At 73.1% G+C, this 26140-nt stretch carries 20 protein-coding genes; 8 read left to right on the top strand and 12 right to left on the bottom strand.

The window, feature by feature from the left end:
• Positions 1-271 precede the first annotated feature (271 nt).
• Entirely contained in the window at positions 272-1027 is a 756-nt protein-coding gene (locus ACFWM2_RS12650) for an SIS domain-containing protein (RefSeq protein WP_383277153.1), read from the top strand.
• A gap of 58 nt (positions 1028-1085) precedes the next feature.
• On the opposite strand, the gene ACFWM2_RS12645 is transcribed toward ACFWM2_RS12650, so the two are convergent.
• The gene (locus ACFWM2_RS12645) at positions 1086-2471 is read right to left on the bottom strand and encodes a PAS domain-containing protein (protein ID WP_383277150.1); all 1386 of its coding nucleotides are present in this window, start codon (positions 2469-2471) and stop codon (positions 1086-1088) included.
• A 753-nt stretch (positions 2472-3224) separates the two neighbouring features.
• Here ACFWM2_RS12645 and ACFWM2_RS12640 point away from each other — a divergent pair.
• Positions 3225-4253, top strand: coding sequence for an isopenicillin N synthase family dioxygenase (locus ACFWM2_RS12640; protein ID WP_383277147.1), 1029 nt, complete (start codon positions 3225-3227; stop codon positions 4251-4253).
• A 28-nt stretch (positions 4254-4281) separates the two neighbouring features.
• Here the strand turns inward: ACFWM2_RS12640 and ACFWM2_RS12635 are convergent, their stop codons facing one another.
• On the bottom strand, positions 4282-5382 hold the full coding sequence (locus ACFWM2_RS12635; RefSeq protein ID WP_383277144.1) for a citrate synthase 2: 1101 nt from the start codon (positions 5380-5382) through the stop codon (positions 4282-4284).
• Positions 5383-5811: 429 nt separating this feature from the next.
• On the opposite strand from ACFWM2_RS12635, the gene pdxH reads away from it, so the two are divergent.
• Complete coding sequence (pdxH, locus tag ACFWM2_RS12630; protein WP_383278300.1) at positions 5812-6450, top strand: pyridoxamine 5'-phosphate oxidase; 639 nt, start codon at positions 5812-5814, stop codon at positions 6448-6450.
• On the opposite strand, the gene ACFWM2_RS12625 is transcribed toward pdxH, so the two are convergent.
• From ACFWM2_RS12625 to ACFWM2_RS12580, 10 genes are all read right to left on the bottom strand, one after another.
• A complete protein-coding gene (locus tag ACFWM2_RS12625; RefSeq protein ID WP_383277141.1) occupies positions 6440-7084 on the bottom strand; it encodes a TetR/AcrR family transcriptional regulator in 645 nt (214 codons plus the stop codon). The genes pdxH and ACFWM2_RS12625 overlap by 11 nt on opposite strands.
• Positions 7072-7806, bottom strand: coding sequence for an enoyl-CoA hydratase family protein (locus ACFWM2_RS12620; protein WP_383277138.1), 735 nt, complete (start codon positions 7804-7806; stop codon positions 7072-7074). The genes ACFWM2_RS12625 and ACFWM2_RS12620 overlap by 13 nt, the downstream gene beginning before the upstream one ends.
• Complete coding sequence (locus ACFWM2_RS12615; RefSeq protein WP_383277135.1) at positions 7803-9377, bottom strand: 4-coumarate--CoA ligase family protein; 1575 nt, start codon at positions 9375-9377, stop codon at positions 7803-7805. Before ACFWM2_RS12615 ends, ACFWM2_RS12620 begins: the two co-directional genes overlap by 4 nt.
• 8 nt (positions 9378-9385) lie before the next feature.
• On the bottom strand, positions 9386-10546 hold the full coding sequence (locus ACFWM2_RS12610; protein ID WP_383277132.1) for an acyl-CoA dehydrogenase family protein: 1161 nt from the start codon (positions 10544-10546) through the stop codon (positions 9386-9388).
• A gap of 81 nt (positions 10547-10627) precedes the next feature.
• Positions 10628-12469 (bottom strand): biotin carboxylase N-terminal domain-containing protein, encoded by a 1842-nt coding sequence (locus tag ACFWM2_RS12605; RefSeq protein ID WP_383277129.1) that lies wholly within the window; start codon positions 12467-12469, stop codon positions 10628-10630.
• Positions 12470-12486: 17 nt separating this feature from the next.
• Positions 12487-14094, bottom strand: coding sequence for an acyl-CoA carboxylase subunit beta (locus ACFWM2_RS12600; RefSeq protein ID WP_383277126.1), 1608 nt, complete (start codon positions 14092-14094; stop codon positions 12487-12489).
• A gap of 110 nt (positions 14095-14204) precedes the next feature.
• A complete protein-coding gene (locus ACFWM2_RS12595; protein ID WP_383277123.1) occupies positions 14205-15902 on the bottom strand; it encodes an acyclic terpene utilization AtuA family protein in 1698 nt (565 codons plus the stop codon).
• 91 nt (positions 15903-15993) lie between these two features.
• The gene (locus ACFWM2_RS12590; RefSeq protein WP_383277120.1) at positions 15994-16833 is read right to left on the bottom strand and encodes a TIGR03084 family metal-binding protein; all 840 of its coding nucleotides are present in this window, start codon (positions 16831-16833) and stop codon (positions 15994-15996) included.
• Between the two features lie 198 nt (positions 16834-17031).
• Positions 17032-18006: a DMT family transporter gene (locus tag ACFWM2_RS12585; RefSeq protein ID WP_383277117.1), complete on the bottom strand. Its 975-nt coding sequence runs from the start codon at positions 18004-18006 to the stop codon at positions 17032-17034.
• Between the two features lie 139 nt (positions 18007-18145).
• Positions 18146-21277 (bottom strand): FAD-binding and (Fe-S)-binding domain-containing protein, encoded by a 3132-nt coding sequence (locus ACFWM2_RS12580; protein WP_383277114.1) that lies wholly within the window; start codon positions 21275-21277, stop codon positions 18146-18148.
• A 230-nt stretch (positions 21278-21507) separates the two neighbouring features.
• Here ACFWM2_RS12580 and ACFWM2_RS12575 point away from each other — a divergent pair, with 230 nt between their 5' ends.
• From ACFWM2_RS12575 to ACFWM2_RS12555, 5 genes are read left to right on the top strand one after another with little or no spacing between them, the layout of a single operon-like run.
• Positions 21508-23451, top strand: coding sequence for an ATP-binding protein (locus tag ACFWM2_RS12575; protein ID WP_383277110.1), 1944 nt, complete (start codon positions 21508-21510; stop codon positions 23449-23451).
• Complete coding sequence (locus ACFWM2_RS12570; protein WP_383277107.1) at positions 23448-23855, top strand: roadblock/LC7 domain-containing protein; 408 nt, start codon at positions 23448-23450, stop codon at positions 23853-23855. The genes ACFWM2_RS12575 and ACFWM2_RS12570 overlap by 4 nt, the downstream gene beginning before the upstream one ends.
• Entirely contained in the window at positions 23852-24208 is a 357-nt protein-coding gene (locus ACFWM2_RS12565) for a DUF742 domain-containing protein (protein ID WP_383277104.1), read from the top strand. Before ACFWM2_RS12570 ends, ACFWM2_RS12565 begins: the two co-directional genes overlap by 4 nt.
• Positions 24189-24854 (top strand): ATP/GTP-binding protein, encoded by a 666-nt coding sequence (locus ACFWM2_RS12560; RefSeq protein WP_383277101.1) that lies wholly within the window; start codon positions 24189-24191, stop codon positions 24852-24854. The genes ACFWM2_RS12565 and ACFWM2_RS12560 overlap by 20 nt, the downstream gene beginning before the upstream one ends.
• Entirely contained in the window at positions 24851-26065 is a 1215-nt protein-coding gene (locus ACFWM2_RS12555; RefSeq protein WP_383277097.1) for a cytochrome P450, read from the top strand. The genes ACFWM2_RS12560 and ACFWM2_RS12555 overlap by 4 nt, the downstream gene beginning before the upstream one ends.
• Positions 26066-26140 lie beyond the last annotated feature (75 nt).

Genomic DNA, 26140 nt, shown 5'->3' with positions numbered 1-26140 from the left:
GCTCCCGGCTTGTGCGCTGGCCCTGGACTCAATTCTGACGCATACCACTGACAACCGTGCCGCGCCGTTGATACCGGGTGGTTACGTGTGCCCCCGCGGACACCCCCGCCGGCCCCCGAGGGGCCGTATTGACAGGGCACTGGTCCAGACCGCAACGTGATCCGCGACACGACGGGAGTACGGCCGCGCCGGGCCGCCGGTTCACCCGGCCGGCACCGCCGCCGTGCCGATGCCGTGACGACGCCGACGCGACTTCGAAGGAGCTTCGCCGATGAGCGAGAGCAAGCTGGCCGGACAGTTCTTCGACGCCGCGATCGCACTGCTCCAGCAGGTACGGGACGAGGACGCCGAGTCCATCGCGGCCGCGGGCGCGCTCATCGCCGACACGGTGGCCGACGGGGGCCGGCTGTTCGCCTTCGGCGCCGGGCACTCCTCGCTGGCCGCGCAGGACATCGTCTACCGCGCGGGCGGCCTCGCCCTGATGAACCTGCTGGCTGTCCCCGGCGTCGTCGGCGTCGACGTCATGCCGGCCACGCTCGGCTCCGCCCTCGAACGGGTCGACGGCCTCGCGAGCGCCGTCCTCGACACCAGCCCCGTCCGCTCCGGCGACCTCCTCGTGATCATCTCCCTCTCCGGCCGCAACGCCCTCCCCGTCGAGATGGCCATGAACGCCCGGGCCCTGGGAGTGAAGGTCATCGGCGTCACGTCCGTCGCGTACGCCACCGAGACCAAGTCCCGGCACAGCTCCGGCAGCTACCTCAAGGACCACTGCGACCTCGTCCTCGACTCGAAGATCGCGGTCGGCGACGCGGAGATCACCGTGGACACCGTCCCGGCCCCCTTCGCCCCCGCCTCCACCGTCATCACGACCGCCCTGCTCCAGGCCGTCATGGCCACCGCCGCCGGCACCCTGGCCGACCGCGGCATCGAGCCCCCGCTGCTGCGCTCCGGGAACGTGGACGGCGGCCACGAGTGGAACGGGCGCGTGTTCGACGAGTACGGAGACCGGATCTTCTACCGCCGCTGAGCACGTCGGCCGCCGTCACCGCGGGGGTCCGTGCCCGCGGTGGGACGGACCCGGCGGTCTACTCGTGTCCCGCCGTCCCCGCCAGATCCAGCGCCGCCGCGATCCGCACCGCCACATCCTCCGCGTACGAGGCGTCCGCGCGCTCGAACTGAGTGCGCCCCGCGCCCCGTAGAAACGTCACCACACCCAGCGTGCGGCCCCGGCTGCGCAGGACGGCGCACAGGGCGTGCACGGAGCCCGGCGGCCACTGCCGGCTCACGGCCCACTCCCGCACGGAGTCGGCGGACGCCGAAGCGCTCGCGCTGGCCCGCACCGACCCGACCCGGTCCACGCACTGCAACGCCGGATGCCCGTCCCCGTACCGGATCGGCAGCCCCGCCTTGCCGGCCAGCAGGCTCGGTCCCGGCGGCCCGGCGGGCGTGGCCACGGCCCGCACCAGCCGCACCGGCCCTCCGGCGTCGCCCACCGCACCCGCGGCCACCCGGTCGATCACCGCGTGATCCGCGAAGCCGGCGAGCGAGAAGTCCAGATAGACGGTGGCCGCCTCGCCCGGGTCCTCGCACTCGGCGGCGGCCCGCCCGGCCCGGTGCAGCTGGTTCGCGCGGAACCGCAGCAGCGCGGCCTCCTGCTCCGTCTGCTTCGCCTCGGTCACATCCTGGAAGAGCCAGCCGACGCCCAGCGGAACGGGCTCCTCCGCCAGCGGCGAGGCCAGCCGCAGGAACCCACTGCGCCAGCAGCGCCGCTTCTCGCCCTCGGCCGCCCGCACACTCACCCACATCTCGGCGGGCGCGGGCGGAGCCCCCTCGGCCAGCACGTGCGTGAGCGCGCTCTCCAGCTCCTCGACACCCGCCGAGAGCAGCTCGCCGAGCGGGCGCCCCAGTACGGCCGTACGCCCTATGCCGAGCGCCCGGGCCGCGTGCGCGTTGACCACGGCCGGCCGCAGATCGACGTCGACCAGTACGACACCCCAGCTGGCGTCCTCGAAGAGCGCCTCGCTCAGCGCGATGGACCGCTCCAGATCGATCTGCGTGTGCACTTCGCTGAACGCGCAGTAGAGCCCGGCGGGCTTCCCGTCGGGACCGCGCACGGTCGCCGACTGGGTCCGCACGAGCACCCGCCCGCCGTCCTTCGTCAGCAGCGCGAACTCGTGCACCTGCCGCCCGGGCGCCTGCATCGCCGACAGCAGCCGTCCCTCGACCTCCTCGGCGTCCGCGGTCCGCACGGCCCAGCCGGCGAAGCCGCGCCGCCCCACGGCCTCCGCCGCGGTCCACCCGAGAATCCGCTCGGCCTCGCGATTCCAGTGGGTGACGACACCGTCGGCGTCGAAGGCGCACAAAGCCGCGTCCATGCCGTCAAGCAGCGCGGCAAGAAGATCCGAACCATCCCGCTCGGGCTCGTCCGGCCCCAGCTCATCGGTGGTCCCACTACGCCGGGAAGCACTCACCTGGACCCCCTGCAGGCTGCGTCCGCACGTACGGCGCGTCGGTTCGCTCACTCGGAATCATTCAACTCGAACGTGACCCAGCCCACATCACGTTCTCAGAAGTTCGAACGAAATCGTTGTCCATGGAATCCCCGTCCCACCTTCCCGGGAGCCCCCGCACCAGACGCTTTCAATCATCCCTCGCCCGGTACCGGATGCGCACCCGCGGCCGCCTCGAATAAATCGCTTGAGCCGCGCCCGATCGGTTCCTAAGGTGTGGGCTACACGAGAAGGGAGGTGGTTTGGCAGATGTATGCAAACCGGACGCGTGAGGTGGCTGCGGGCTAGCGGCCCGTCACCACATCCAGTGCGGTGCCGGACCAGCGTGTGAGCGAAGCGCGCAGCCGGCCCAATCTCAAGCAGTCACCCGACCCGCAGGCTCGCCGGTAAGTCCGGCCGGCTCCTCGCCGAGGCGAGGGACCCGAGCCTGCGGGTCGTCTGCGTGTGCGTGCGGAGGTGCGCGGGGGCGGCGGTGCACAGGGGTGACCGCGGACACATCCTTCTCGCGCGGGCCGCAGTACTGTGGGCGCATGCTTTCGCTCGTACGGCGCCGCCACGTGGACTTCCTCCGCGTCACGAGCATGGGCTGTCGACGGTCCTTCTGACCCCAGCCCCGGTTTTCCTCTTCACCTCTCCTCGCCCATTCGGCTCCCGCGGCTCCGCCCCACCCTTGGCGGCTGTCCGGGCACCCGTAGACCCCTGCGGACGCATCCCATGACGAACATCGCGACGAACCCGTCGTACCAGCAGCTTCCGATCATCGATCTGTCGGCCGCCGACCGCGGTCCTCAGGCGCGTGCGCTGTTGCACGCGCAGTTGCACAGTGCCGCCCATGACGTGGGCTTCTTCCAGCTGGTCGGGCACGGAGTGGGGGACGCGGAGACCGCCGCCCTGCTCGGGGCGATGCGGAGGTTCTTCGCGCTGCCCGAGGCCGACCGGCTGGCCCTCGACAACGTCAACTCACCGCATTTCCGCGGGTATACGCGGACCGGTGACGAGCGCACGGGTGGCAGCCGGGACTGGCGGGACCAGCTGGACATCGGGGCCGAGCGGCCCGCGCGGACGCCGGGTCCGGGTGAGCCGGCGTACTGGTGGCTGGAGGGTCCGAACCAGTGGCCCGCCGCGCTGCCCGAGCTGCGCACGGCCGCGCTGGCGTGGATCGACCGGCTCAGTGCCGTCGCGGCGCGGCTGCTGCGGGAGCTGCTGGCCGCGATCGGCGCGCCCGCCGACTTCTACGAGCCGGCCTTCGGGGAGCGGGCGCATCCGCAGCTGAAGCTGGTGCGGTATCCGGGGAGTGCGGGGGACGGCGCCGATCAGGGGGTGGGCGCGCACAAGGACTACGGGTTCCTGACGCTGCTGCTCCAGGACGAGGTCGGGGGGCTCCAAGTCCAGCGCGGGGACGGGAACTTCCATGATGTCCCGCCGATCCCGGGGGCCTTCGTGGTCAATCTGGGGGAGCTGCTGGAGGTGGCGACCAACGGGTATCTGGTGGCCACCAATCACCGGGTGGTCAGCCCGCCCGGAGCCATGGAGCGGTTCTCGGTGCCCTTCTTCTACAACCCGCGGCTGGACGCGCGGGTGGAACCGCTGGTCTTCCCGCACGCGTCCGCCGCACCCGGGGTGACGACGGATCCGGCGAATCCGCTTTTCGCGGAGTACGGGCGCAACGAACTGAAGGGCAAGCTGCGGGCGCATCCGCTGGTGGCCGCCCGCCATCACGCGGAGTTGCTCGTTCCCGCGTGACGGCCGGCGGCGCACCGCTGGACGCCGGTCAGGGCGTGATGCCCTCGTATCCCTCGATCTCCTGGGGGTTGCGGGTGCCGGGGCCGGTGTAGCGCGCGGACGGCCGTACGAGCCGTCCGGTGCGCTTCTGCTCCAGGATGTGCGCGGACCAGCCGGCGGTACGGGCGCAGGTGAACATCGAGGTGAACATGTGGGCCGGGACCTCGGCGAAGTCGAGGACGATGGCCGCCCAGAACTCGACGTTGGTGGCCAGGACCCGGTCCGGGCGGCGGGCGTGGAGTTCGGCGAGGGCGGCCTTCTCCAGGGCTTCGGCGACCTCGAAGCGGGGGGCGCCGAGTTCGCGGGCGGTGCGGCGCAGGACGCGGGCGCGGGGGTCCTCGGCGCGGTAGACGCGGTGGCCGAAGCCCATCAGACGTTCGCCGTTGTCGAGGGCCTGCTTGACGTAGGCCTCGGCGTCCCCGGTGCGTTCGATCTCCTGGATCATGCCGAGGACGCGGGAGGGGGCACCGCCGTGCAGCGGGCCGGACATGGCGCCGACGGCGCCGGAGAGGGCGGCGGCCACGTCCGCGCCGGTGGAGGCGATGACGCGGGCGGTGAAGGTGGAGGCGTTCATGCCGTGTTCGGCGGCGGAGGTCCAGTAGGCGTCGACGGCCGCGACGTGCTTCGGGTCGGGTTCGCCGCGCCAGCGGATCATGAACCGTTCGACGACGGACTGGGCTTTGTCGATCTCGCGCTGCGGGACCATGGGCAGGCCTTGGCCGCGGGCGGACTGGGCGACGTACGACAGGGCCATGACGGCGGCGCGGGCGAGGTCGTGGCGGGCTTCCCGCTCGTCGATGTCGAGGAGCGGTTTGAGGCCCCATACGGGGGCGAGCATGGCGAGTGCGGACTGCACGTCGACGCGGATGTCGCCGGAGTGGACGGGGATGGGGAACGGTTCGGCGGGCGGCAGGCCGGGGTTGAAGGCGCCGTCGACGAGGAGTCCCCAGACGTTTCCGAAGGAGACGTGACCGACCAGGTCTTCGATGTCGACGCCTCGATACCGGAGTGCGCCGCCCTCCTTGTCCGGTTCGGCGATCTCCGTCTCGAACGCGACGACTCCCTCTAGTCCGGGTACGAAGTCGGACATCAGGCGGCTCCTCGTGATGTGGGCGACAGATGGTGTGCGGGGGGACGGTGGCGACCATGTGCCGGACGTGATGGTGGTGGTGTCCGGTCCGGTTCCACGGTCGTATACGAAGACTCGTGCAGGTCTGCCCGAGTGTCTTCCACGGCTCGCGGTCCGGAGCGGTCACTCCGGTCATGCCCCGTGCGGCTGGCGGTCACCCAACCGAAACGGCAGCAGCACGATATCCCTGAGTGCCACCTTTGGGGAGAGTACGCGGCACTCAGTGCCACACAGTGATGAAGCGCACCCCCGTCGCCGGGCGGGCGCATACGGCAGGATGACGGCGTGAACGACCGCTTCCCGGATGAATCCGCCGCCGAGCCCCTCGTCCAGCGCGCAGCCGAGGCCGCCGGCCCCGCTTCCGAAGAACCCGTCGACGACCCCGCCGCGATGCGCGCGCACTATCGCGCCGAGGGCCTGGACGAGCACGATCTCACCCCGCACCCGATGGGCCAGTTCGCCCGCTGGTTCCGGCAGGCGGCGCGGGCGGCCGTCCAGGGCATGGTCTACGAGCCGAACGCGATGGTCGTCTCCACGGCGGACGCGGAGGGCCGGCCGAGTTCTCGTACGGTGCTGCTGAAGCAGTACGACGAGCAGGGCTTCGTCTTCTACACGAACTACGAGTCCCGCAAGGCGCTGGAGCTGTCCGGGAATCCGTACGTCTCGCTGCTGTTCCCGTGGCATCCGATGGCCCGCCAGGTGATCGTCTCGGGCACGGCGCGCCGGACCGGGCGGGACGAGACGGCGGCGTATTTCCGTACCCGCCCGCACGGCTCGCAGCTCGGCGCCTGGGCGAGTTCCCAGTCCTCGGTGATCTCGTCGCGCACGGAACTCGAGGCGTCGTACGCGGAGTTGGCGGCCCGCTACCCGGAGGGCGAGCAGGTGCCGGTGCCGCCGAACTGGGGTGGTTTCCGGGTGGCGCCGCAGGCGGTGGAGTTCTGGCAGGGCCGGGAGAACCGGCTGCACGACCGGCTGCGGTACGTGGCCGAGCCGGACGGCGGCTGGCGGGTGGAGCGGCTCAGTCCGTGACGTCGGCGGCGAGCCGCGCCGCCACGGCGGGGCCGAGTGCCGCGTCGAGGAGGGCGGCCCACTGGGCGACGACGCGTTCGCGGCGGCCCGCGTCGTCCGTGAGCAGGTTCGCCAGGCCCAGGCCGCGCGCCATGTCGAGCAGGCCCTGGACGGTTTCCCGGGCGCCGGGGCGGGATTCGTCGGCGGCGAGCAGCTCGACGGCGATGCGGTGGGTCTCGCGGCCGACGCGCGCTTCGAGTTCGGTGACGCGGGGGCGGAGCTGGTCCTCGTTGGAGGCGGCGACCCACAGGTGCAGGGCCGCGCGGAAGAGGGGGCCGGTGTAGAGGTCGACGAGGGCGGCGACGACGGCGCGACGGTCGGCCGCGCCGTCCGGGAAGAGGGCGCGCAGGGCGGTGGAGCGTTCCTCGGCGACGTACTCGACGGCCGCGGTGAAGAGGTCCTCGCGGGTCGGGAAGTGGTGCTGGGCGGCGCCGCGGGAGACGCCGGCGCGTTCGGCGACGACGGAGACGGTCGAGCCCGCCCAGCCGTGGTCGGCGAGGCAGGCCACGGCGGCCTCCAGGAGCCGTCGGCGGGTGGCCCGGCTGCGGTCCTGTTTCGGGGCGCGGTCGACAGCGGTCGAGGTCACAGCACCCATGCGGGATCCCGTCGTTCGAGGAAGGCCGTCATTCCCTCGCGGGCCTCGGCGGAGGCGAAGAGCCGTGCCGAGAGCGCGGTCAGCGCGGCGGTGTCCCGGTCGAAGGTCTCCAGCACGATAGCCGTGAGCAGTCGTTTCGTCTCGGCCAGGGCCTGGGGTGAGGACCTGCGCAGCCCGTCCAGCAGCGGCGCGAGGGCCTCGTCGACGTCGTCCGAGGCGGCCGTGAGCAGGCCGATGCGGGCGGCTTCGGCGGCGTCGAAGCGTTCGCCGGTGAGGTAGTAGCGGGCGGCGGCCCGCGGGTCGAGGCGGGGCAGCAGGGGCATGGAGATGACGGCGGGGGCGACCCCGATACGGACCTCGGTGAAGGCGAAGGTGGCTCCGGGGCCGGCCGCGGCCAGGTCGCAGGCGCCGACCAGGCCGAGTCCGCCGGCCCGTACGTGGCCGGTGATCCGGGCGAGGACCGGCTGGGGCAGCTCCACGACCTGCCGCAGGAGCGCCACGAACGCGGCGGGGTCGGGCGGCCGGGTGAGGTCGGCGCCGGCGCTGAAGGTGGTGCCGGTGTGGGTGAGGACGACGGCGCGTACGGCGGGGTCCTTGCCGCACCGGGTGAGGGCATCGGTGAGGTCCTGGACGAGCGGGGCGGAGAGGGCGTTGCGGTTCTCCGGGGAGTCCAGGGTGAGGGTCGCGACGCCGTGCGCGTGGGTGACGCCGACGAGGGTCATGAGCGCTCCCGGAGGTCCCGCAGTTCCCGGCGCAGGATCTTCCCGGAGGCGGCCCGGGGCACGGCGTCGATGAAGGTCACTCCGCGGACCCTCTTGTACGGGGCGACGCGTTCGGCGACGTGCATCATGACCTCGCTCTCGGAGAGGCCGGCCGCGGCGGGCTGGCGCACCACATAGGCGTGCGGGACCTCGTTGTTGTCGTCGTTGTAGACGCCGATGACGGCGGCGTCGGCGATGCCGGGGTGGGTGAGCAGCAGCGCTTCGAGTTCGGCGGGCGCGACCTGGAAGCCCTTGTACTTGATGAGTTCCTTGACCCGGTCGACGACGAACAGCCAGCCGTCGGCGTCCACGTACCCGACGTCCCCGGTGTGCAGCCAGCCGTCGGCGTCGATCATCGCGGCGGTGGCGTCGGGCTGCCCGAGGTAGCCCTTCATGACCTGGGGGCCGCGGATGGCGATCTGGCCGGGTTCGCCGACGCCCAGCTCCTTGTCGGGGTCGTCGAGGGAGAGGATGCGCATCTGCGTGCCCGCTATGAGCTTGCCGACGGTCCCGGGGGGCGGGTTCTCGGCGTTCACGGGCACCACGTGCGTGCCGGGCGACAACTCCGTCATGCCGTACGCCTGGCCGACCGGCGGCAGACCGAGCCGCTGGGAGCAGGCGGCGGCCAGTCCGGCGTCCAGGGGTGCGGCGGAACAGATGATGTAGCGCAGGGACGACAGGTCGTACTGGGCGACCGCCGGGTGCTTGGCCAGGGCGAGGACGATCGGCGGGGCGACGTACAGGCCGGTGATGCGGTGCTTCTCGATGGCCGCGAGGAAGGTGTCGAGGTCGAAGCGGGGCAGTACGACGACGGTGGCGCCCTGCCGGAGCGGCGCGTTCATCAGGGCCGTGAGCCCGTAGATGTGGAAGAACGGCAGCACGGCGAGGATGCGGTCGCCGGGGCCCATCGGCACGGACGGCGAGAGCTGCGCGAGGTTGGTGGCGATGGACCGGTGGGTGAGCATGACGCCCTTGGGGATGCCGGTCGTGCCCGAGGAGTACGGGAGGGCGGCGACGTCCTCGACGGGGTCGATGTCGACCACCGGCTCGGGAGCGGTCGAACCGAGCATGTCGATCAGCGAGCGGTGCCCGGGCGCGCTGTCGCAGACGAAGACCTCCTGGATGCCGCCGGCGAGTTCGGCCGCCGCGCTCGCCGTCTTCAGCAGGGGCGACACGGTGACGATCCAGCGGGCGCCGCAGTCGCGCAGCTGCTTGGCGAACTCCTCGGCCGTGGACAGCGGGTGGACGGTCGTGACCGACGCCCCCGCGCGCGTGGCGGCGTAGAAGGCGAGGGCGAAGGCGACGGTGTTCGGGCTGTGCAGGGCGAGTACGTCGCCCTTGCGGACGCCTGCCGCGGCGGACGCGGCGGCGAGCCGGCGGTGGAAGCGGTCCACCTGTGCGTAGGTGAGGGTGGTGCCGTCCACGCCGTCGATCAGCGCGGGGGTGTCACCGCGCTCCGCGGCCCGGCCGAGGACCGCCTCGTGGATGGGGACTTCGACGGCCGGGACGTCGGCGTACTCGCTGCGGAACACGGGTCCTCCTAGTACGACTTGGGCAGGCCCAGGGTCTGGTGGGAGACGTAGTTGAGAATCATCTCCCGGCTGACCGGTGCGATACGAGAGACGCGGGACGCCGTGATCAGCGAGGCGAGGCCGAACTCCCGGGTCAGACCGTTGCCGCCGAGGGTGTGCACGGCCTGGTCGACGGCCCGTACGCAGGCCTCGCCGGCCGCGTACTTGGCCATGTTGGCGGCCTCGCCGGCGCCGATGTCGTCCCCGGAGTCGTACAGGAAGGCCGCCTTCTGCATCATCAGGCGGGCGAGTTCGATGTCGATGTGGGCCTGCGCGAGGGGGTGCGCGATGGCCTGGTGGGAGCCGATGGGCTCCTTCCAGACGGTGCGTTCGCGCGCGTACTCGACGGCCCTGGACAGCGCGTAGCGGGCCATGCCGAGGGCGAACGCGGCCGTCATGACGCGTTCGGGGTTGAGTCCGGCGAAGAGCTGGAGCAGCCCCGCGTCCTCGTCGCCGACGAGCGCGTCGGCGGGCAGCCGTACGTCGTCGAGGGTCAGCTCGAACTGCTTCTCCGCGCCCTGGAGTTCCATGTCGATCTGCCGCCGCCCGAACCCCTCGGCGTCGCGCGGGACGATGAACAGACAGGGCTTGAGGCGACCGGTGCGGGCGTCCTCGGTGCGGCCGACGATGAGGGTGGCGTCGGCGATGTCGACACCGGAGATGAACACCTTGCGGCCGCTGAGCAGCCACTCCTCACCGTCCCGGCGGGCGGTGGTGGTGATCCGGTGCGAGTTGGAGCCGGCGTCGGGTTCGGTGATGCCGAAGGCCATGGTGCGGGTGCCGTCCGCCAGGGCGGGGAGCCACTCCTGTTTCTGCGCGTCCGTGCCGAAGCGCGCGATCACCGTGCCGCAGATCGCGGGCGACACGACCATCATCAGCAGGGGGCAGCCCGCCGCGCCCAACTCCTCCAGGACGAGGGAGAGTTCGGCTATGCCGCCGCCTCCGCCGCCGTACTCCTCGGGCAGGTTGACGCCGAGGTAGCCGAGCTTGGCGGCCTCGGACCAGAGCGCGTCGGGGTGGGCGCCTTCGGCGATGACCTTGGTGATGTAGTCGCGACCGTAGCGTTTGCCGAGCGCCGCTACGGCCGCTCGGAGGGCTTTGTGCTCTGCGGATTCGATGACGGGGCTCATGGGGTCTCCTCGACGGTGCGGCTGTGTCGTGGCTGGTCACGCCCACGCGGCGGTGCCGCATGGTGTTACGGTCCCGCGCCGCTAAAGGGGTTCGACCACGGCCAGCAGCGCGCCGACCTCGACCTGTCGGCCCGGGGTGGCGTGCAGGGCGCTGAGCGTGCCCGCCGTCGGTGCGGAGATCTTGTGTTCCATCTTCATCGCCTCCAGCCACAGCAGGGGCTGGCCCGCCTCCACCCTGGCCCCCTCGGCCAGCCCTTCGGCGACGCGGACGACCGTCCCGGGCATCGGCGCCAGCAGGGAACCGGGGGCGCGGTCCGCCACCGGGTCGGGGAACCGGGGCAGCGCGGTCAGGGCGGTGGCGTTCACATACACCTGGTCGGCATATCGCGTCACCGCGAACTTCCTTCGTACGCCGTCCACTTCGAGTACGACGAGACGGGCGTCGGCGTGCACCACGCGCACCCCGTCGGCGCTCAGGCCGTCGCGGATGTGCCGGTAGTGGACCTCGTGCTCGGTGCCGTCGATCAGGTAGCGCTTGGACTGCGGCTGGGAGGCCAGGTTGCGCCAGCCGCCGAACCGGGAGCGGCCGTGCGCGTCCGCGAGGGCGGCGGCGAGCGGTGCGTACGGGTCCGGGGCGGCCGTCGTGAGCTCGGTGAGGTGGCGTTCGTAGAACCCGGTGTCCATGCGGGCGCCGACGAACTCGGGGTGCCGCAGGGACCGTACGAGGAGGTCCCGGTTGGTGACCGGGCCGTGCAGCTCCGTCCGCTCCAGCGCGCCGGCGAGGGCGCGCAGGGCCCCGGCGCGGGTGGGGGCGTGGGCGACGGCCTTCGCGAGCATGGCGTCGTAGTGGACGCCGATGGAGTCGCCGTCGCCGTATCCGGTGTCCAGGCGGATGCCGTCCGGTACGGCGAGACGGTGCAGGGTGCCGGTCTGCGGGGCCCAGTCGTGCGCCGGGTCCTCCGCGTAGAGGCGGGCCTCGACGGCGTGCCCCCGCGCGCGGGGCGGGTCGTCGTCGAGGGCCGCGCCTTCGGCGACCTGGAGTTGCAGGGCCACCAGGTCGATGCCGAACACCGCTTCCGTGACGGGGTGTTCGACCTGGAGGCGGGTGTTCATCTCCAGGAAGTGGGCCCTGCCGTCCGCGACCAGGAACTCGACCGTGCCGGCGCCCACGTAGTCGACCGCGCGGGCGGCGCGTACGGCCAGCTCGCCGATCTCCGCGGCGAGTTCGGGTGCGAGCCCGGGGGCCGGTGCCTCCTCGATGACCTTCTGGTGACGCCGCTGGAGGGAGCAGTCCCGGGTGCCGAGCGCCCAGACGGTGCCGTGCGTGTCGGCCAGGATCTGCACCTCGACGTGCCGGCCGCCCTCCACATAGGGCTCGACGAAGACCTCTCCGTCGCCGAAGGCACTGAGCGCCTCGGCGCGGGCGGCGGTCAACGCGGCGTCGAGCTCGGCGAGTTCGCGCACGATCCGCATGCCGCGTCCGCCGCCGCCGGCCGCCGCCTTGACCAGCACGGGCAGGTCGCCGGCCGTCACCGCGGCCAGGGGTTCGAGTCCCATCAGCTTCTTGGCGCGCGTCTTGGACGCCATCGCCTCGATCGCCTCGGGCGGCGGTCCGATCCAGACGAGGCCCGCGTTGGTCACGGCCCGCGCGAAGTCGGCGTTCTCGGACAGGAAGCCGTAGCCGGGGTGGACGGCGTCCGCGCCCGCGTCCAGGGCCGCCTTCACGATGAGTTCGCCGCGCAGATACGTCTCCGTGGGCGCCGCGCCCGGCAGCCGGACGGCCGCGTCGGCCACGCGCGTGTGCAGGGCGTTCTCGTCGGCGTCCGAGTGCACGGCAACGGTACGGATGCCCAGCTCACCGCAGGTACGGAAGATGCGGCAGGCGATCTCGCCGCGGTTGGCGACGAGCACTGAAGTGATCATGGAGTTCACGAAATCCCTCACATCCGGAAGACGCCGAAGCCGCCGCGCGCGCCTTCGTAGGGCGCCGTGTGGATCGCGGACAGGCACAGGCCGAGGACGGTGCGGGTGTCGCGCGGGTCGATGACCCCGTCGTCGTACAGCCGCCCGGACAGGAACATGGGCAGGGACTCCGACTCGATCTGCTGCTCGACCATCGCGCGCAGCGCGGCGTCGGCCTCGTCGTCGTAGGGCTGTCCCTTGGCGGCCGCCGACTGCCGGGCGACGATCGACAGAACGCCGGCGAGCTGCTGCGGGCCCATGACGGCCGACTTGGCGCTGGGCCAGGCGAACAGGAAGCGCGGGTCGTACGCACGCCCGCACATGCCGTAGTGGCCCGCTCCGTAGGAGGCGCCCATGAGCACGGACAGGTGCGGTACCCGCGAGTTGCTCACCGCGTTGATCATCATCGCGCCGTGCTTGATGATGCCGCCCTGCTCGTACTCCTTGCCGACCATGTAGCCGGTGGTGTTGTGCAGGAAGAGCAGCGGGATGTCGCGCTGGTTGGCGAGCTGGATGAACTGGGCGGCCTTCTGGGACTCGGCGCTGAACAGGATGCCCTGCGCGTTGGCCAGCACCCCGACCGGATAGCCGTGCAGGCTCGCCCAGCCGGTCGTGAGGCTCGTCCCGTAGAGCGGCTTGAACTCGTCGAAGTCCGAGCCGTCGACGATGCGGGCGATGACCTCACGCGGGTCGAAGGGGTGCTTGAGGTCACCGGGGACGATCCCAAGGAGCTCGTCCTCGTCGTACTTGGGCGGCGCGGCCGGGCCCGGATCGCCGTACGCCTTGCGGTGGTTGAGGCGGGCGACCACCCGCCGGGCCTGCCGGAGGGCGTCCTGCTCGTCGACGGCGAAGTGGTCGGCGAGACCGGACACGCGCGCGTGCATCTCGGCGCCGCCCAGCGACTCGTCGTCGCTCTCCTCGCCGGTGGCCATCTTCACCAGCGGCGGTCCGCCGAGGAAGACCTTCGCCCGCTCCTTGACCATGATCACGTGGTCGGACATACCGGGGATGTACGCGCCGCCCGCGGTGGAGTTGCCGAAGACGACGGCCACGGTCGGGATCCCGGCGGCGGACAGCCGAGTGATGTCCCGGAAGATCGCGCCCCCGGGGATGAAGATCTCCTTCTGGGACGGCAGATCGGCGCCGCCGGACTCCACGAGGCTGATGCAGGGCAGCCGGTTGGCGAGGGCGATGTCGTTCGCCCGCAGGGCCTTCTTCAGGCTCCAGGGGTTGCTGGCCCCGCCGCGCACGGTCGGATCGTTCGCGGTGATCAGACACTCCACACCCTCGACGACCCCGATCCCGGTGACCAGCGAGGCGCCGACCGTGTACGCCGGGGAGTCGCTCCCCCAGGCCGCGAGCGGCGACAACTCCAGGAACGGGGTGTCCGGGTCGAGCAGCAGCTCGATGCGTTCCCGGGCGAGCAGCTTGCCGCGCTTGCGGTGCCGGGCGACGTACTTCTCACCGCCGCCGGCCAGCGCCTTGGCGTGCTCGGCGTCCAGTTCGGCGAGCCTGCCGAGCATGGCCTCGCGGTTCGCGGTGTAGTCGGGACCCCCGGTGTTCAGGGCCGAGGCGAGCACGGTCACTTGCGGGCCTCCGGGAGGTGCGGGTGGCGGGCGGTCACAGCAGGGCCTCCGGGAGGTGCGGGTGGCGGGCGGTCACAGCAGGGCCTCCGGGAGGTGCGGGTGGCGGGCGGTCACAGCAGGGCCTCCGGTAGGTCCAGGTGGCGGGAGCGCAGCCATTCGCCGAGGCCCTTGGCCTGCGGGTCGAAGCGGGCCTGCGCCGCGACGCCCTCACCGAGGATCCCCTCGATGACGAAGTTGAGCGCGCGCAGATTCGGCAGGACATGGCGTACGACGGTCAAGTCGGCCGTCTCCGGGAGGAGTTCGCGGAACCGGTCGACCGTCAGGGTGTGCGCGAGCCAGCGCCAGGCCTCGTCCGTGCGCACCCACACGCCCACGTTCGCGTTGCCGCCCTTGTCGCCGCTGCGGGCACCGGCGACCAGGCCCAGGGGCGCCCGGCGGGTCCTCTCCCCGGCCGGCGGCGGCTCGGGCAGCGGCGGCGCCTCCGGCGTCTCCAGTACGCGGGTGTCCTCGGGCGGTGCGACGGGGACGCGGCGGCCGTCGTGGAGGACGGCCACCTGTTCCACGGCCCCCTGCTCGGCGTACACGTCCTCGAAGACCCCGTAGGGGGCGCCCTTTCCTGGGGGCGCGAGCACATGGAAGCCGGGGTAGCTCGCCAGCGCCAGCTCGACGGCGGCGCCGCTGAGGGTCCGCCCCACCGCGTTCTGGTCGGGGTCGCGCACGACGAGCCGGAGCAGGGCGCTCGCCGTCTCCTCACTCGGCGCGTCGGGATGGTCGGTGCGGGCGAGCTCCCACCGCACCTGCGCCGGCCGGGACTTGGCGGTGTCCAGCGCGGCTTCCATCTGGTCCTGTACGAGCGCGGCCTTCCGCTCGATGTCGAGCCCGGTCAGCACGAACACGACCTCGTTGCGGAATCCGCCGAGCCGGTTGAGCCCGACCTTGAGGGTCGGCGGCGGGGCCTCCCCGCGTACGCCCTCGATCCGGACCCGGTCGGGGCCCTCCTGGGTGAGCCGGACGGTGTCGAGCCGGGCGGTCACATCGGGCCCCGCGTACCGGGCGCCGCCCGTCTCGTACAGCAGCTGCGCGGTGACCGTGCCGAGGTCCACGACGCCGCCGGTGCCGTCGTGCTTGGTGATGACGCCGGTGCCGTCCTCGTGGAGTTCGACGAGGGGGAAGCCGGGGTGGCGGAGCCGCTCCGGGGGGTGCTCGGCGAAGAAGGCGTAGTTGCCGCCGGTCGCCTGGGTTCCGCACTCCAGGACGTGCCCGGCGACGACGGCGCCCGCGAGCCGGTCGTACTCCCCCGGCCCCCAGCCGAAGTGCGCGACCGCGGGCCCGGTGACGAGCGCGGCGTCGGTCACCCGCCCGGTGACCACGATGTCGGCGCCCTCCCGCAGACAGGCGGCGATCCCGCCCCCGCCCAGGTAGGCGTGCGCGGCGAGGCTCGTCGGGTGGTGGCGTGTGAGGTCGTCGCCCTCGACGTGCGCGACCCGGGCCGGGATGCCGAGCCGGCCGGCCAACTCCCGTACGGAGTCGGCCAGTCCGGCGGGATTCAGGCCCCCGGCGTTGGCGACGATCAGCACACCCCGCTCATGGGCCAGCCCGAGGCACTCCTCCAGCTGCCGCAGAAAGGTCGTCGCGTAACCCCGCGCGGGGTCGCGCAGCCGGTCCCTGCCCAGGATGAGCATCGTCAGCTCGGCGAGATAGTCACCGGTCAGCACGTCCAGCGGCCCACCGGTGAGCATCTCGCGCAACGCGTCGAAGCGGTCACCGTAGAACCCGGAGGCGTTCCCGATCCGGAGGGGCCCGGTCATGCGGGACCCCCTGCGGCGGGGGTGCAGGCGAGGGTTTTCGGGACGCACGGGGTCGAGGACGGGCTCGCGGACACTTGGCTTCGGAGGGCTGTCATCGGCCGGTCTCCTCGGTGGGGGTGCGAGGGCCGCGGGGCGCCTCGACGGGCGCGCTTCCGGCCGGGCGGCCGGGCCCCGGCGGGCCGGCGAACGCCTGGGCGATGTCCAGCCACCGGTCGGCATCGGCACCCTCGGCGCGTACCGCGAGGTCGGCGCGGTGGGCCCGCTGCGTGACCAGCAGGCAGAAGTCGAGCGCCGGTCCGGTCACCCGCTGGGCGGCATCTTCGGGACCGTACGTCCACAGCTCCCCGGACGGCGCCACGACCTCCACCCGGAACTCCTCCGCCGGCGCGCTCAACCCCCGTACCCCGAAGGCGAAGTCCCGCGCCCGCACCCCGATGCGCACCACATGCCGCAACCGGCCGGTGGGTGCGCGGACCACACCCAACGCATCGGCGACGTCCTGCCCGTGCGCCCAGGTCTCCATAAGGCGGCCGGTGGCCATGGAGGCGACCGACATGGGCGGCCCGTACCAGGGGAAGCGTGTCCCGGCGGGCGCCGACCGCAGGGCCCGCTCCAGCGCCGCACGCCCTTCCCGCCATACGGCGAGCAGCCGGTCCGGCGGCAGCCCCGCCCCCGCGTCGGCCGCCTCGTCGACGAACGTGGCGGGTGCCGAGAGGGCCTTCTCCACCTCGGCCGCGAAGGCCTCCGCGTCGGTCACGGCCAGCAGGGCGGACCGGTCCGTCCAGGCGAGATGCGCGATCTGATGGGCCACGGTCCACCCCGGCGCGGGTGTGGCGAGGGCCCAGCGCGCCTCCGCCAACTCGCCCACCAGCCGGTCGAGTTCCGTACTCTCGCGGCACAGATCGTCAATCACGGACGACGGATCGGACACGATGCGATGCTCCCCTCGGGGCACGACGGTGTGCCCCGGAGCATGCCAGCGGCCACAGAAACAATCAAGCGTGCTTGCATTTGTTTCTGGCCGCGCCGGAAGAAGTGCCCGAGGGGTCGCGCCTGAAGAAGCCCCGCTGAGAGGAAATGCTGCGGGAACCAGGGGGTATCGAGCCCCTTGGGCCGGCCCCGGCCGGAACTAGGGGGTGTCGAGCCCCTTGGCCCGGCCCCGGCCCACCTGGGTCCGCACCGCGCCCATGCTCGCGGCGATGACCAGGGCGATCGCGAGCGCCTCGGCGACGGAGAGTGCCTGGTCCAGGACGAGGAAGCCGGCGGTGGCGGCCACGGCCGGTTCCAGACTCATCATGATCGCGAACGTGGCGGCGGGCAGCCGGCGCAGCGCGAGCAGTTCAAGGGTGTACGGCAGCACGGACGACAGCACGGCGACCGCGGCACCGAGTCCTATCGTGGCCGGCACCAGCAGCTTCGTACCGGACTCGACGATCCCCAGGGGCAGGAACAGCACCGCCGCGACCACCATGGCGAGGGCGAGCCCGTCGGCCTGCGGGAAACGGCGCCCGGTACGCGCGCTGAAGATGATGTACGCCGCCCACATGGCGCCCGCGGACACGGCGAAGGCGACACCCACGGGGTCGAGGCCGCTGAATCCGCCGCCGCCGAGCAGGAAGACACCGCCGAGGGCGAGGCCGGCCCAGACGAGGTTGACCGCGCGGCGGGAGGTGACGACGGAGAGCGCCAGCGGGCCGAGCACTTCGAGGGTGACGGCGGTACCGAGCGGGATCCGGGCGACCGACTGATAGAAGAGCCCGTTCATCCCGGCCATCGTGATGCCGAAGACGACGACCGTGCCCCAGTCGGCGCGCGAGTGCCCGCGGAGCTTGGGCCGGCACACGAGCAGCAGCACGATCGCGGCCACGACGAGCCGCAACGTCACCACGCCGAGTGCCCCGACGCGCGGCATCAGGGTCACCGCGAGCGCCCCGCCGAACTGCACGGAGATCCCTCCCGCGAGGACCAGCCCCACGGGCCCGAGCGCGCCCAGGCCCCGGGAGCCGCCCTTGGTCGCCGACTCCGCCGCCGCGGCGAGGGACGGCTCGCTCGCCGACGCGGCCGCGGCGACCGACGGGGACCGGTCAGCACTGGGGAGGTTCACGAGGGGCCGTCCAGGGTGTTCGGGTCGAGCTGGCGTGCGCATCGAACTGCGTCCAGCGTGCTGTACTTGCCAGTCCAGGGTAATAGACCTACGTCAGGGCTGTGAACCCCTTTTGCAGCTTACGCCGAGGTGCGATGGGTCACCCGGACTCCAGCCCCTCCGCCAGCACCTCCGCCAGGTGCCTGCCCCGGCGACCTGCGAGCTGGTCCAGTTGCGTACGGCAGGAGTAGCCGTCCGCCAGGAGCATTGCGTTCCCGGGCGCGGACCGCACCGCGGGCAGCAGTTGCTCCTCCGCGCAGGCCGTCGACACCTCGTAGTGCCCCTTCTCGAAGCCGAAGTTCCCGGCCAGGCCGCAGCAGCCGCCGGCGAGGGCGCCGGTGAGGCCGGCCGCCTCGCGCAGCCGGCGGTCCGCCGCGTCGCCGAGGACCGCGTGCTGGTGACAGTGGGTCTGGCCGACGACCGGGCGGTCGACGCGCGGCGGGGTCCAGTGCGGGGCATGGCGTTCCAGCGCTTCCGCGAACGTGAGCACCGCGGCCGCCAGGCGAGCCGCCCGCGGGTCGTCGTGGAGCAGTTCCGGGAAGTCGGTGCGCAGGGCGGCGGCGCAGCTCGGTTCCAGGACGACGACGGGGAGGCCGGCCTTTAGGGCCGGTTCCATCAGGTCCAGCGTGCGGCGCATGACCGTGCGGGCGCGGTCCAGTTGGCCGGTGGAGACATACGTCAGACCGCAGCAGACGCGGCGACGGCGCAGGGACGACAGGAGGGGGAACGCCAGGGCTCCTGCCTGGAGCGGCCCCCGCGACACCCCGTCGCCGATCGGAGCCGACGCCGGTCGCGCCGTCGGCGGCAGCAGCACCGTCAGGCCCGCCGCCTCCAGCACGCGGACGGCCGCCCGCCCCACGGACGGCGAGAGGTGTTCGGTGAACGTGTCCGGCCACAGAATGACCGCGCCCCGCCCGGCCCCGGGGAACCCCTCCCGCGCACCACGCCCGGCGTCCCGACCGGTCTCGGGGAACCCCTCCCGCGCACCACGCTCCTCAACCCGTCCGACCCCGGAAACCCTCTCCCGCGCACCACGCCCGGCGTCCCGCCCGGTCTCGGGGAACCTCTCCCGCGCACCGAGCTCCTCGACCCGCTCGCCCCCGGGGAGCCCCTCCCGAGAACCTCGGCCCGCGCCCCGTACGAACTCCCCCGCGCGCTCGCGGAACCTCCGTGACCACCAGCGGCTGAACGGCTCCCGGGCCAGCCGGGGAAGTTGCCGCTCGGGCGCGATCCCGCCCAGTCGCCTGGCCACGGCCGCCAAGGGCCCTACGGCGGCAAGGAAGTTGAGGAGCCGGGCCGAGCGGGTCCGGGCGGCCAGATCCAGCCAGCGGGGCAGCCGGCCCATCGCGTAGTGCGCCGCCGGGCGACGGCGGCCCGCGTAGTGGTGGTGGAGGAACTCCGCCTTGTACGTGGCCATGTCGACCCCGACCGGGCAGTCCGTCCGGCATCCCTTGCAGGACAGGCACAGGTCGAGCGCGTCCCGGACCTCGGTCGAGCGCCAGCCGTCCGTCACCACCTCGCCCGCGAGCATCTCGTGCAGCAGCCGGGCCCGGCCGCGCGTGGAGTGCTCCTCCTCCCCCGTCGCCCGGAACGACGGGCACATCACCTCGGAACCGGCCGAACCGCCCGCTTCCGTACGGCACTTGGCGACACCCACGCAGCGCCGCACGGCCGCCGAGAAGTCCCCGCCGTCGGCCGGATATCCGAACACCACGTCCACCGGCTCGCGCGGGAGGACCGCGAACCGCAGGTTCTCGTCCAGCGCGTGCGGCCGCACCAGCATCCCGGGGTTGAGCAGGTCGTCCGGGTCCCAGACGGCCTTCGCCCGCTCGAAGAGCGCGACCAGCTCGGCGCCGTACATCCTCGGCAGGAGCTCCGCCCGCGCCTGCCCGTCCCCGTGCTCACCCGACAGGGAGCCGCCGTGCGCGGCCACCAGCTCCGCCAGCTCCTCCGAGAAGCGGCGGAAGCGGGCCACCCCGCGGGTCGTGATGAGGTCGAAGTCGATGCGCACGTGGATACAGCCGTCGCCGAAGTGCCCGTACGGGGTGCCGCGCAGGCCGTGGGCCGTCAACAGGCCCCGGAAGTCCCGCAGATACGCCCCGAGCCGGGCGGGCGGCACCGCGCAGTCCTCCCAGCCGGGCCACGCCTCGCTGCCGTCCGGCATCCTGGTCGCCGTACCGCTCGCGTCCTCGCGGATGCGCCACAGGGCGCGCTGCCCGGCCGGGTCGGTGACCACCAGGGCGTCCAGGACGTCGGCGGCGCGCACCACCGCGTCCGCACGCGCCCGCGCCTCCCCGGCGTCCGCCCCGCCCGTCTCCACGAACAGCCAGGCCCCGCCCCTGGGCAGGCCCGCGTCGGAGCGCACCAGGTCGGCCGCCATCCCCTCCACGGTCAGCGGCCCGTACGGCAGGAGGCCCGCGGCCGCCTCCGCCGCCGCGCTCTCGTCCGCGTACGCCAGCACGGCCAGCGCACGCGCGCGGGGCGCCTCGACCAGGCGCACCACGGCCTCCGTCAGCACCCCCAGCGTGCCCTCGGAGCCGCAGAAGGAGCGGGCGACGTCCGCGCCCTTCTCGGGGAGCAGAGCGTCCAGGGCGTATCCGGAGATACGGCGGGGTAGGTCGGGAAAGCCCGTCCGCAGCCGCGCCAACTCGCCGTCCACCAGCGGGCGCAGGCCCTCGGGGGCGCCGGCCCAGTCCTGGCCGAGGCGCAGCGCGGCGCCGCCCGAGGTGACCACCGACAGCTCGCGCACGCTGTCCGCCGTCGTCCCCCAGGCGACCGAGTGCGAGCCGCACGAGTTGTTCCCGATCATGCCGCCGAGCGTGCAGCGGCCGTGGGTGGAGGGATCCGGCCCGAAGCGCAGCCCGTGCGGGGCGGCCGCCTCCTGGAGCCGGTCGAGGACAAGTCCGGGCTGGACTACGGCCGTTCGCGTGTCCGGATCCAGCGACAGCAGCCGGTTCATGTGGCGGGTGAAGTCCAGGACCACGCCCGTGCCCGTCGCCTGTCCGGCGATCGACGTGCCCCCGCCGCGCGGCACGACCGGCACCCCGCGCTCCCGGCACACCGACAGGGCGGCCGCCACGTCGTCCGCGTCGCGCGGGGAGACGACGCCGAGCGGGACGCGCCGGTAGTTGGACGCGTCCATCGTGTGCAGCGCCCGCGCCGTCACGTCGAACGCGACCTCGCCGCGGACGGCCCTGACCAGTGCGGCTCGAAGCTCCCCGAGATCTGTCATGCCTCCAGGATGCATCCGGTCACTGACAGTGACCGCACGGCGCGCTTCCGGTGAGTGCTCGACGGCGCCGTCCGGAACCGGCCGGATTCCGCGGGCAGAAGCCGAACCTGCCCAATTCGATCACCAACTCTCATATAGTGACGCCTTGTTGGGCATCAGGCGTCGCTCCCCGCGCAGAAACAGGAATCTCGCCCAGAACACGACCGCGGCCCCGACCGAGGACACGATTCATGACCGCGCCCCTCCCCCCAGGCGAACGGCCCACCTTCCGCACGGTCGCACCCGCCCCCCTGCTCACCGCCGCGCTCTGTGCCGTCGCGGTCCTCGGCGTGGTCCTTCGCGCGCCGGGCTCGGTGCGCCTGCCCCTCGCCTGGGGTGCCGGTGCCGCCGCGGTCCTGCTGTGCGCGGCCGTCACCGTGGCGTCCCGCGCCGCGCAGAAGTCGAAGCTGGCACGCCGTCGCCTCGACACGGCGACCGCGGACGCTGCCCGGCTGCTGCGGGAACGGGCCCTGCTCGCGGAGGAGTTCGCCCAGGAACGCGCCCGCCTCACGACCGAGCTCGCGCAGGAACGCGCGCGCCTGACGGGCGAGTTCGCGCAGGAGCGCGCGCGGCTCGCCGAGGAGGCCGCCCGCGACCGGGTCCGGCTCACCGAGGAGTTCGTACGGGAACGGGCCCTGCTCACCGAGGAGTTCACCCAGGAGCGGATGCGGTTCACGGACGACCGGGGCCGCCTCGCCGACGAGAACGCCCGGCTGGCCGAGCAGGCCCGGCAGGCCACGAGCGCCCGGGACGCCGCCGTCTCGGCCACCGCCAACGCGGCCGGCCGGATGCAGGCGCTGGCCACCGGCATGCTCGCCGACCTGCGCGCGATGGAGGAACGGCACTCCGACGAGGAGGTCCTCGCGGACCTCCTCCGCCTCGACCACCGCACCGCGCAGGCGGGCCGGCTCGCCGACTCCGTCGCCGTCCTCGCGGGCGCCCGCTCGGGGCGCCGCTGGGCCCGCCCGATCGTCATGGAGTCGATCCTGCGCGGCGCGATGGGCCGCATCAGCGGCTACCAGCGCGTCCGCGTCCACTCCGCCAGCGAGGCCGCCGTCTCCGGCCACGCCGCCGAGGGCGTCATGCACGCGCTCGCCGAACTCCTCGACAACGCCGCGAACTTCTCCCCGCCGACCGCCGAAGTGCATGTGTACGTCGAGCAGGTGCCGGCCGGTGTCATCGTCTCCGTCGAGGACAGCGGCCTGGTCATGGGCGACGTACAGCTGCGCCGCGCGGAGCGGGCCGTGTCCGGCGACACCGGCGGGCTCGGCGGCCTCACGGGCACCCGGCTCGGCCTCGCGGTGGTCGGCCGGCTGGCGCGCAAGCACGGTCTGAAGGTGTCGTTCCGGCCGTCCGCGCGCGGCGGCACGGGTGTGCTGGTGCTCATCCCCCAGGTCCTCCTCGCGGTACCGGCAGCCCCGCCGACCGAGCCCGCGGCCACCCTGCCCGCGCTGCCCGAGCCCACCGCCGCACTGCCGTGGCCGGCCGAACCCGCGGCGACGCGGCCGAGCGCTCTGCCCGCGCCCGGCGTTGTCGAGGACGGCGGTGTACGGCCCCGCTCGTCGTACGCCGCCGGCCGCGCCGTCGCTGATCTCGACCCGGACCCGGTCCCGACCCACGAGTCGCCCACCCGGTCCGACGCCGACACCCCTACGGAAACCGACACCCACACCGACAACGACCCGGAGTCCGCCGGCGGCCTGCCCAAGCGCCACCGGGGCCGCACCCTCGCCGCGGCCGAGCGCGGGCTCGCCCAGGCGGCGTACACCGCCGGCACCGCGGGACGGACAGCCTCCCCCGACGCCTCCGCCGACACCGACACCGACACCGACGGCTCCAGGGCCCGGGCCGCCCGCTTCAGCAGCTTCCGCCAGGCCGTACGCGGTTCGATGCACGACCTGGCCGCCGCGCGGGAGGACGCGGCCGAGAGCCGCTTCGCCGACGGCGGCACACCCGAGGAGACCGCGACCCGCGCCAGTGCCCCCGCGGCCCCGGCGCGTGCCCCCATGTGGACCGCACCTCGGGAAGCGCCGCTCGCCGACTACTCCCCCTCCGCCTCCCCTTCCCCTTCCACCTCCCCTTCCCCTTCCACCTCCCCCACCTCCTCGCATCCGGAAGGCGACACCACCCCATGACCGGCATCACGACCGCCGACGCGAAGCTCGCCTGGCACATCAAGGGCCTGCTGGAGCGCACCCCGGGCGCGCGGCACGCGCTCGTGCTCTCCCGTGACGGGCTGAAGCTGTGCCGGACGCCGGAGCTCTCCGTCGACCAGGCCGATCAGCTCGCCGCGATCGCCGCCGGCATCCAGTCGCTGTCCTACGGGGCGTCCATGGAGTTCGGCGACGGCAGCGGGGGCGTGCGCTCGGCCATGGCGGAGTTCTACGGCGGGGTGCTGTTCATCGTGGAGGCGGGCGAGGGCGCGCATCTGGCCGTGATCGCGGCCGAGGACGCCGATCCGGGCCTGGTCGGGCACAACATGAGCGAGCTGGTCGAGCAGCTGGGCGAACACCTGCGCGCGGAACCGCGTACGTCATGAGCCGGCCGGGCAGGGACGACGCGCCCGACCGGCTCTACACCCTCACGGGAGGGCGCAGCCGGTCCGCGCCCGACACCCCGTTCGACCTGGTCACGCTGGTGGTCGCCGAGTGCGATCCGGCACCGGGCATGCAGTCGGAGCACGCGGCGATCCTGCGCCTGGCCGAACGGCCCACGGCCGTCGTGGAGATCGCGGCCGAGCTGCGGCTGCCGGTGACCATCACCCGGATCCTGCTCTCCGACCTCCTCGCCGCGGGCCGGGTCAGCGCCCGCCACCCCCGCAGGACCGTTCCCTCCGGTCCGCCCGATCCCGACATCCTGGAGCAGGTGCTCGTTGGACTCCGCAACCTCTGACGTGAGGACCCCGTTGGGGCCCACCGCCGACAACGGCCTGAAGATCGTGATCGTCGGCGGCTTCGGCGTCGGCAAGACGACCCTGGTCCGCTCCGTGAGCGAGATACGTCCCCTCAACACCGAGGAGACCATCAGCCGGGCCGGCGAGACCGTCGACGGCATCAGCGAGGTCCGCGGCAAGACCGCGACCACCGTCGCCTTCGACTTCGGCCGGATCACGCTCGACGCGCGCAATGTGCTGTACCTGTTCGGCGCGCCCGGCCAGGAGCGCTTCGGGTTCCTGTGGGACCGGCTGTTCGCCGGGGCGCTCGGCGCGGTCGTCCTGGTCGACACCCGCCGGATCGACGACTCCTGGTACGCCATCGACCGCCTGGAGCACCACGGCACACCGTTCATCGTCGCCCGCAACGACTTCGGCGGCCCGGCCTGCACCCCGCACCGGCTCCGCGAGGCCCTGGATCTCGACCCGCACGTCCCCCTGCTCGACTGCGACGCCCGCTCCCGCGAGTCCGCCAAGCGCGTGCTGATCACACTCGTCGAACACCTCAAGGCCCGGTACGCGGCCCAGCCGGCCGACCTCCGGACGCCCGCCCCCTCCGGCCTCGTCCCCGAAAACGCCTGCCAGTCCCCGGAGTTGGCCCTGTGAAGCCGACGCCCGCCCCCGTGCCCCTGAGCGGGCCCAGGTTCCGGACCGAACCCGCCGCGCTGTACCGGGAGTTGCGGCGCGAGCACGGTGCAGTGGCGCCGGTCGTGCTCGACGGTGACGTACCGGCCTGGCTGGTGCTCGGCTACCGCGAGCTGCATCAGGTCACCGGCGACCCCGTGCTGTTCAGCCGGGACTCCGGCCTGTGGAACCAGTGGGAGCGCATCCCCGCCGACTGGCCGCTGCTGCCCATGATCGGACCCAGGCAGCCGTCCGTCCTCCACACGGTCGGCGAACGCCACCGTGAGCGCGCCGCGATGATCGGCAACGCGATCGAGGCCGTCGACCCCCATGAACTGCGCGCGCAGGCCGAGAAGTTCGCCGACGAACTGATCGACGCGATCTGCGCCAAGGGCCAGACGGACATCGTCACGGAGTACGCGGCCCTGCTGCCGGCCCGCGTCCTGGCACGGCTGTACGGCTTCTCCGACGCACAGGGCCCGGGGCTGGTCACCGCCCTCAACGACCTGGTCAACGGGCGGGAGGGCGCGGCGGCCGGCCGGCAGCACCTCGCCTCCTCGACGGTGCGGCTGCTGGCCGAGCGGAGGGCCGCACCCGCGCACGACGTCGCGTCGCGCATGCTCGCCGATGCCGCCGGCTTCACCGACGAGGAGATCACCCACGACCTGATGGTCATGATGGTCGCGGGCCACCAGCCGACCGCGGACTGGATCGGGAACTCGCTGCGGCTGATGCTGACCGACGAACGGTTCGCGGCTTCGCTGTTCGGCGGCCGGCACAGTGTCGCCGAGGCCATGAACGAGGTCCTCTGGGAGGACACCCCCCTGCAGAACGTGGCCGGCCGCTGGGCCTCCCGCGACACCCGGCTCGGTGGCCGCCCGGTCCGCTCGGGCGATCTGCTGCTGCTCGGTCTCCAGGGCGCCAACTCCGACCCGCAGGTCCGCACCGACGGGTCCGCGTTCACCGGTGGCAACAGCGCCCACTTCTCCTTCGGGCACGGCGAGCACCGGTGCCCGTTCCCGGCCCAGGAGGTGGCGGAGGTCATCGCGCGCACCGGCATCGAGGTCGTGCTGGACCGGCTTCCGGACGTCGACCTCGCCGTACCGGCCGAGTCGCTCACCCGCCGCCCCTCCCCGTGGCTCCCCGGCCTCACCGAACTGCCGGTGCGCTTCACCCCGGTGCCCGCCCTGTAGACCAGCGGGTTTCCCCGCCCCCGTCAACGGAGGGGCGGGATGCAGCCCCTCCGGCGTTCGAGGGGCGGGGTCCGG

Origin of the sequence: Streptomyces sp. NPDC058371, assembly GCF_042723265.1 — a bacterium.
Classification (GTDB): Bacteria; Actinomycetota; Actinomycetes; order Streptomycetales; family Streptomycetaceae; genus Streptomyces.
Note: the sequence above shows the minus strand (reverse complement) of the source record. Positions and strands in the feature narration are given on the sequence as shown.

Coding starts and splice junctions, on each gene's coding strand:
- ACFWM2_RS12650 (WP_383277153.1), top strand. CDS start 272: ATGAGCGAGAGCAAGCTGGCCGGACAGTTCTTCGACGCCGCGATCGCA.
- ACFWM2_RS12640 (WP_383277147.1), top strand. CDS start 3,225: ATGACGAACATCGCGACGAACCCGTCGTACCAGCAGCTTCCGATCATC.
- ACFWM2_RS12635 (WP_383277144.1), bottom strand. CDS start 5,382: ATGTCCGACTTCGTACCCGGACTAGAGGGAGTCGTCGCGTTCGAGACG.
- pdxH (WP_383278300.1), top strand. CDS start 5,812: ATGCGCGCGCACTATCGCGCCGAGGGCCTGGACGAGCACGATCTCACC.
- ACFWM2_RS12625 (WP_383277141.1), bottom strand. CDS start 7,084: ATGGGTGCTGTGACCTCGACCGCTGTCGACCGCGCCCCGAAACAGGAC.
- ACFWM2_RS12620 (WP_383277138.1), bottom strand. CDS start 7,806: ATGACCCTCGTCGGCGTCACCCACGCGCACGGCGTCGCGACCCTCACC.
- ACFWM2_RS12610 (WP_383277132.1), bottom strand. CDS start 10,546: ATGAGCCCCGTCATCGAATCCGCAGAGCACAAAGCCCTCCGAGCGGCC.
- ACFWM2_RS12605 (WP_383277129.1), bottom strand. CDS start 12,469: ATGATCACTTCAGTGCTCGTCGCCAACCGCGGCGAGATCGCCTGCCGC.
- ACFWM2_RS12595 (WP_383277123.1), bottom strand. CDS start 15,902: ATGACCGGGCCCCTCCGGATCGGGAACGCCTCCGGGTTCTACGGTGAC.
- ACFWM2_RS12580 (WP_383277114.1), bottom strand. CDS start 21,277: ATGACAGATCTCGGGGAGCTTCGAGCCGCACTGGTCAGGGCCGTCCGC.
- ACFWM2_RS12575 (WP_383277110.1), top strand. CDS start 21,508: ATGACCGCGCCCCTCCCCCCAGGCGAACGGCCCACCTTCCGCACGGTC.
- ACFWM2_RS12570 (WP_383277107.1), top strand. CDS start 23,448: ATGACCGGCATCACGACCGCCGACGCGAAGCTCGCCTGGCACATCAAG.
- ACFWM2_RS12565 (WP_383277104.1), top strand. CDS start 23,852: ATGAGCCGGCCGGGCAGGGACGACGCGCCCGACCGGCTCTACACCCTC.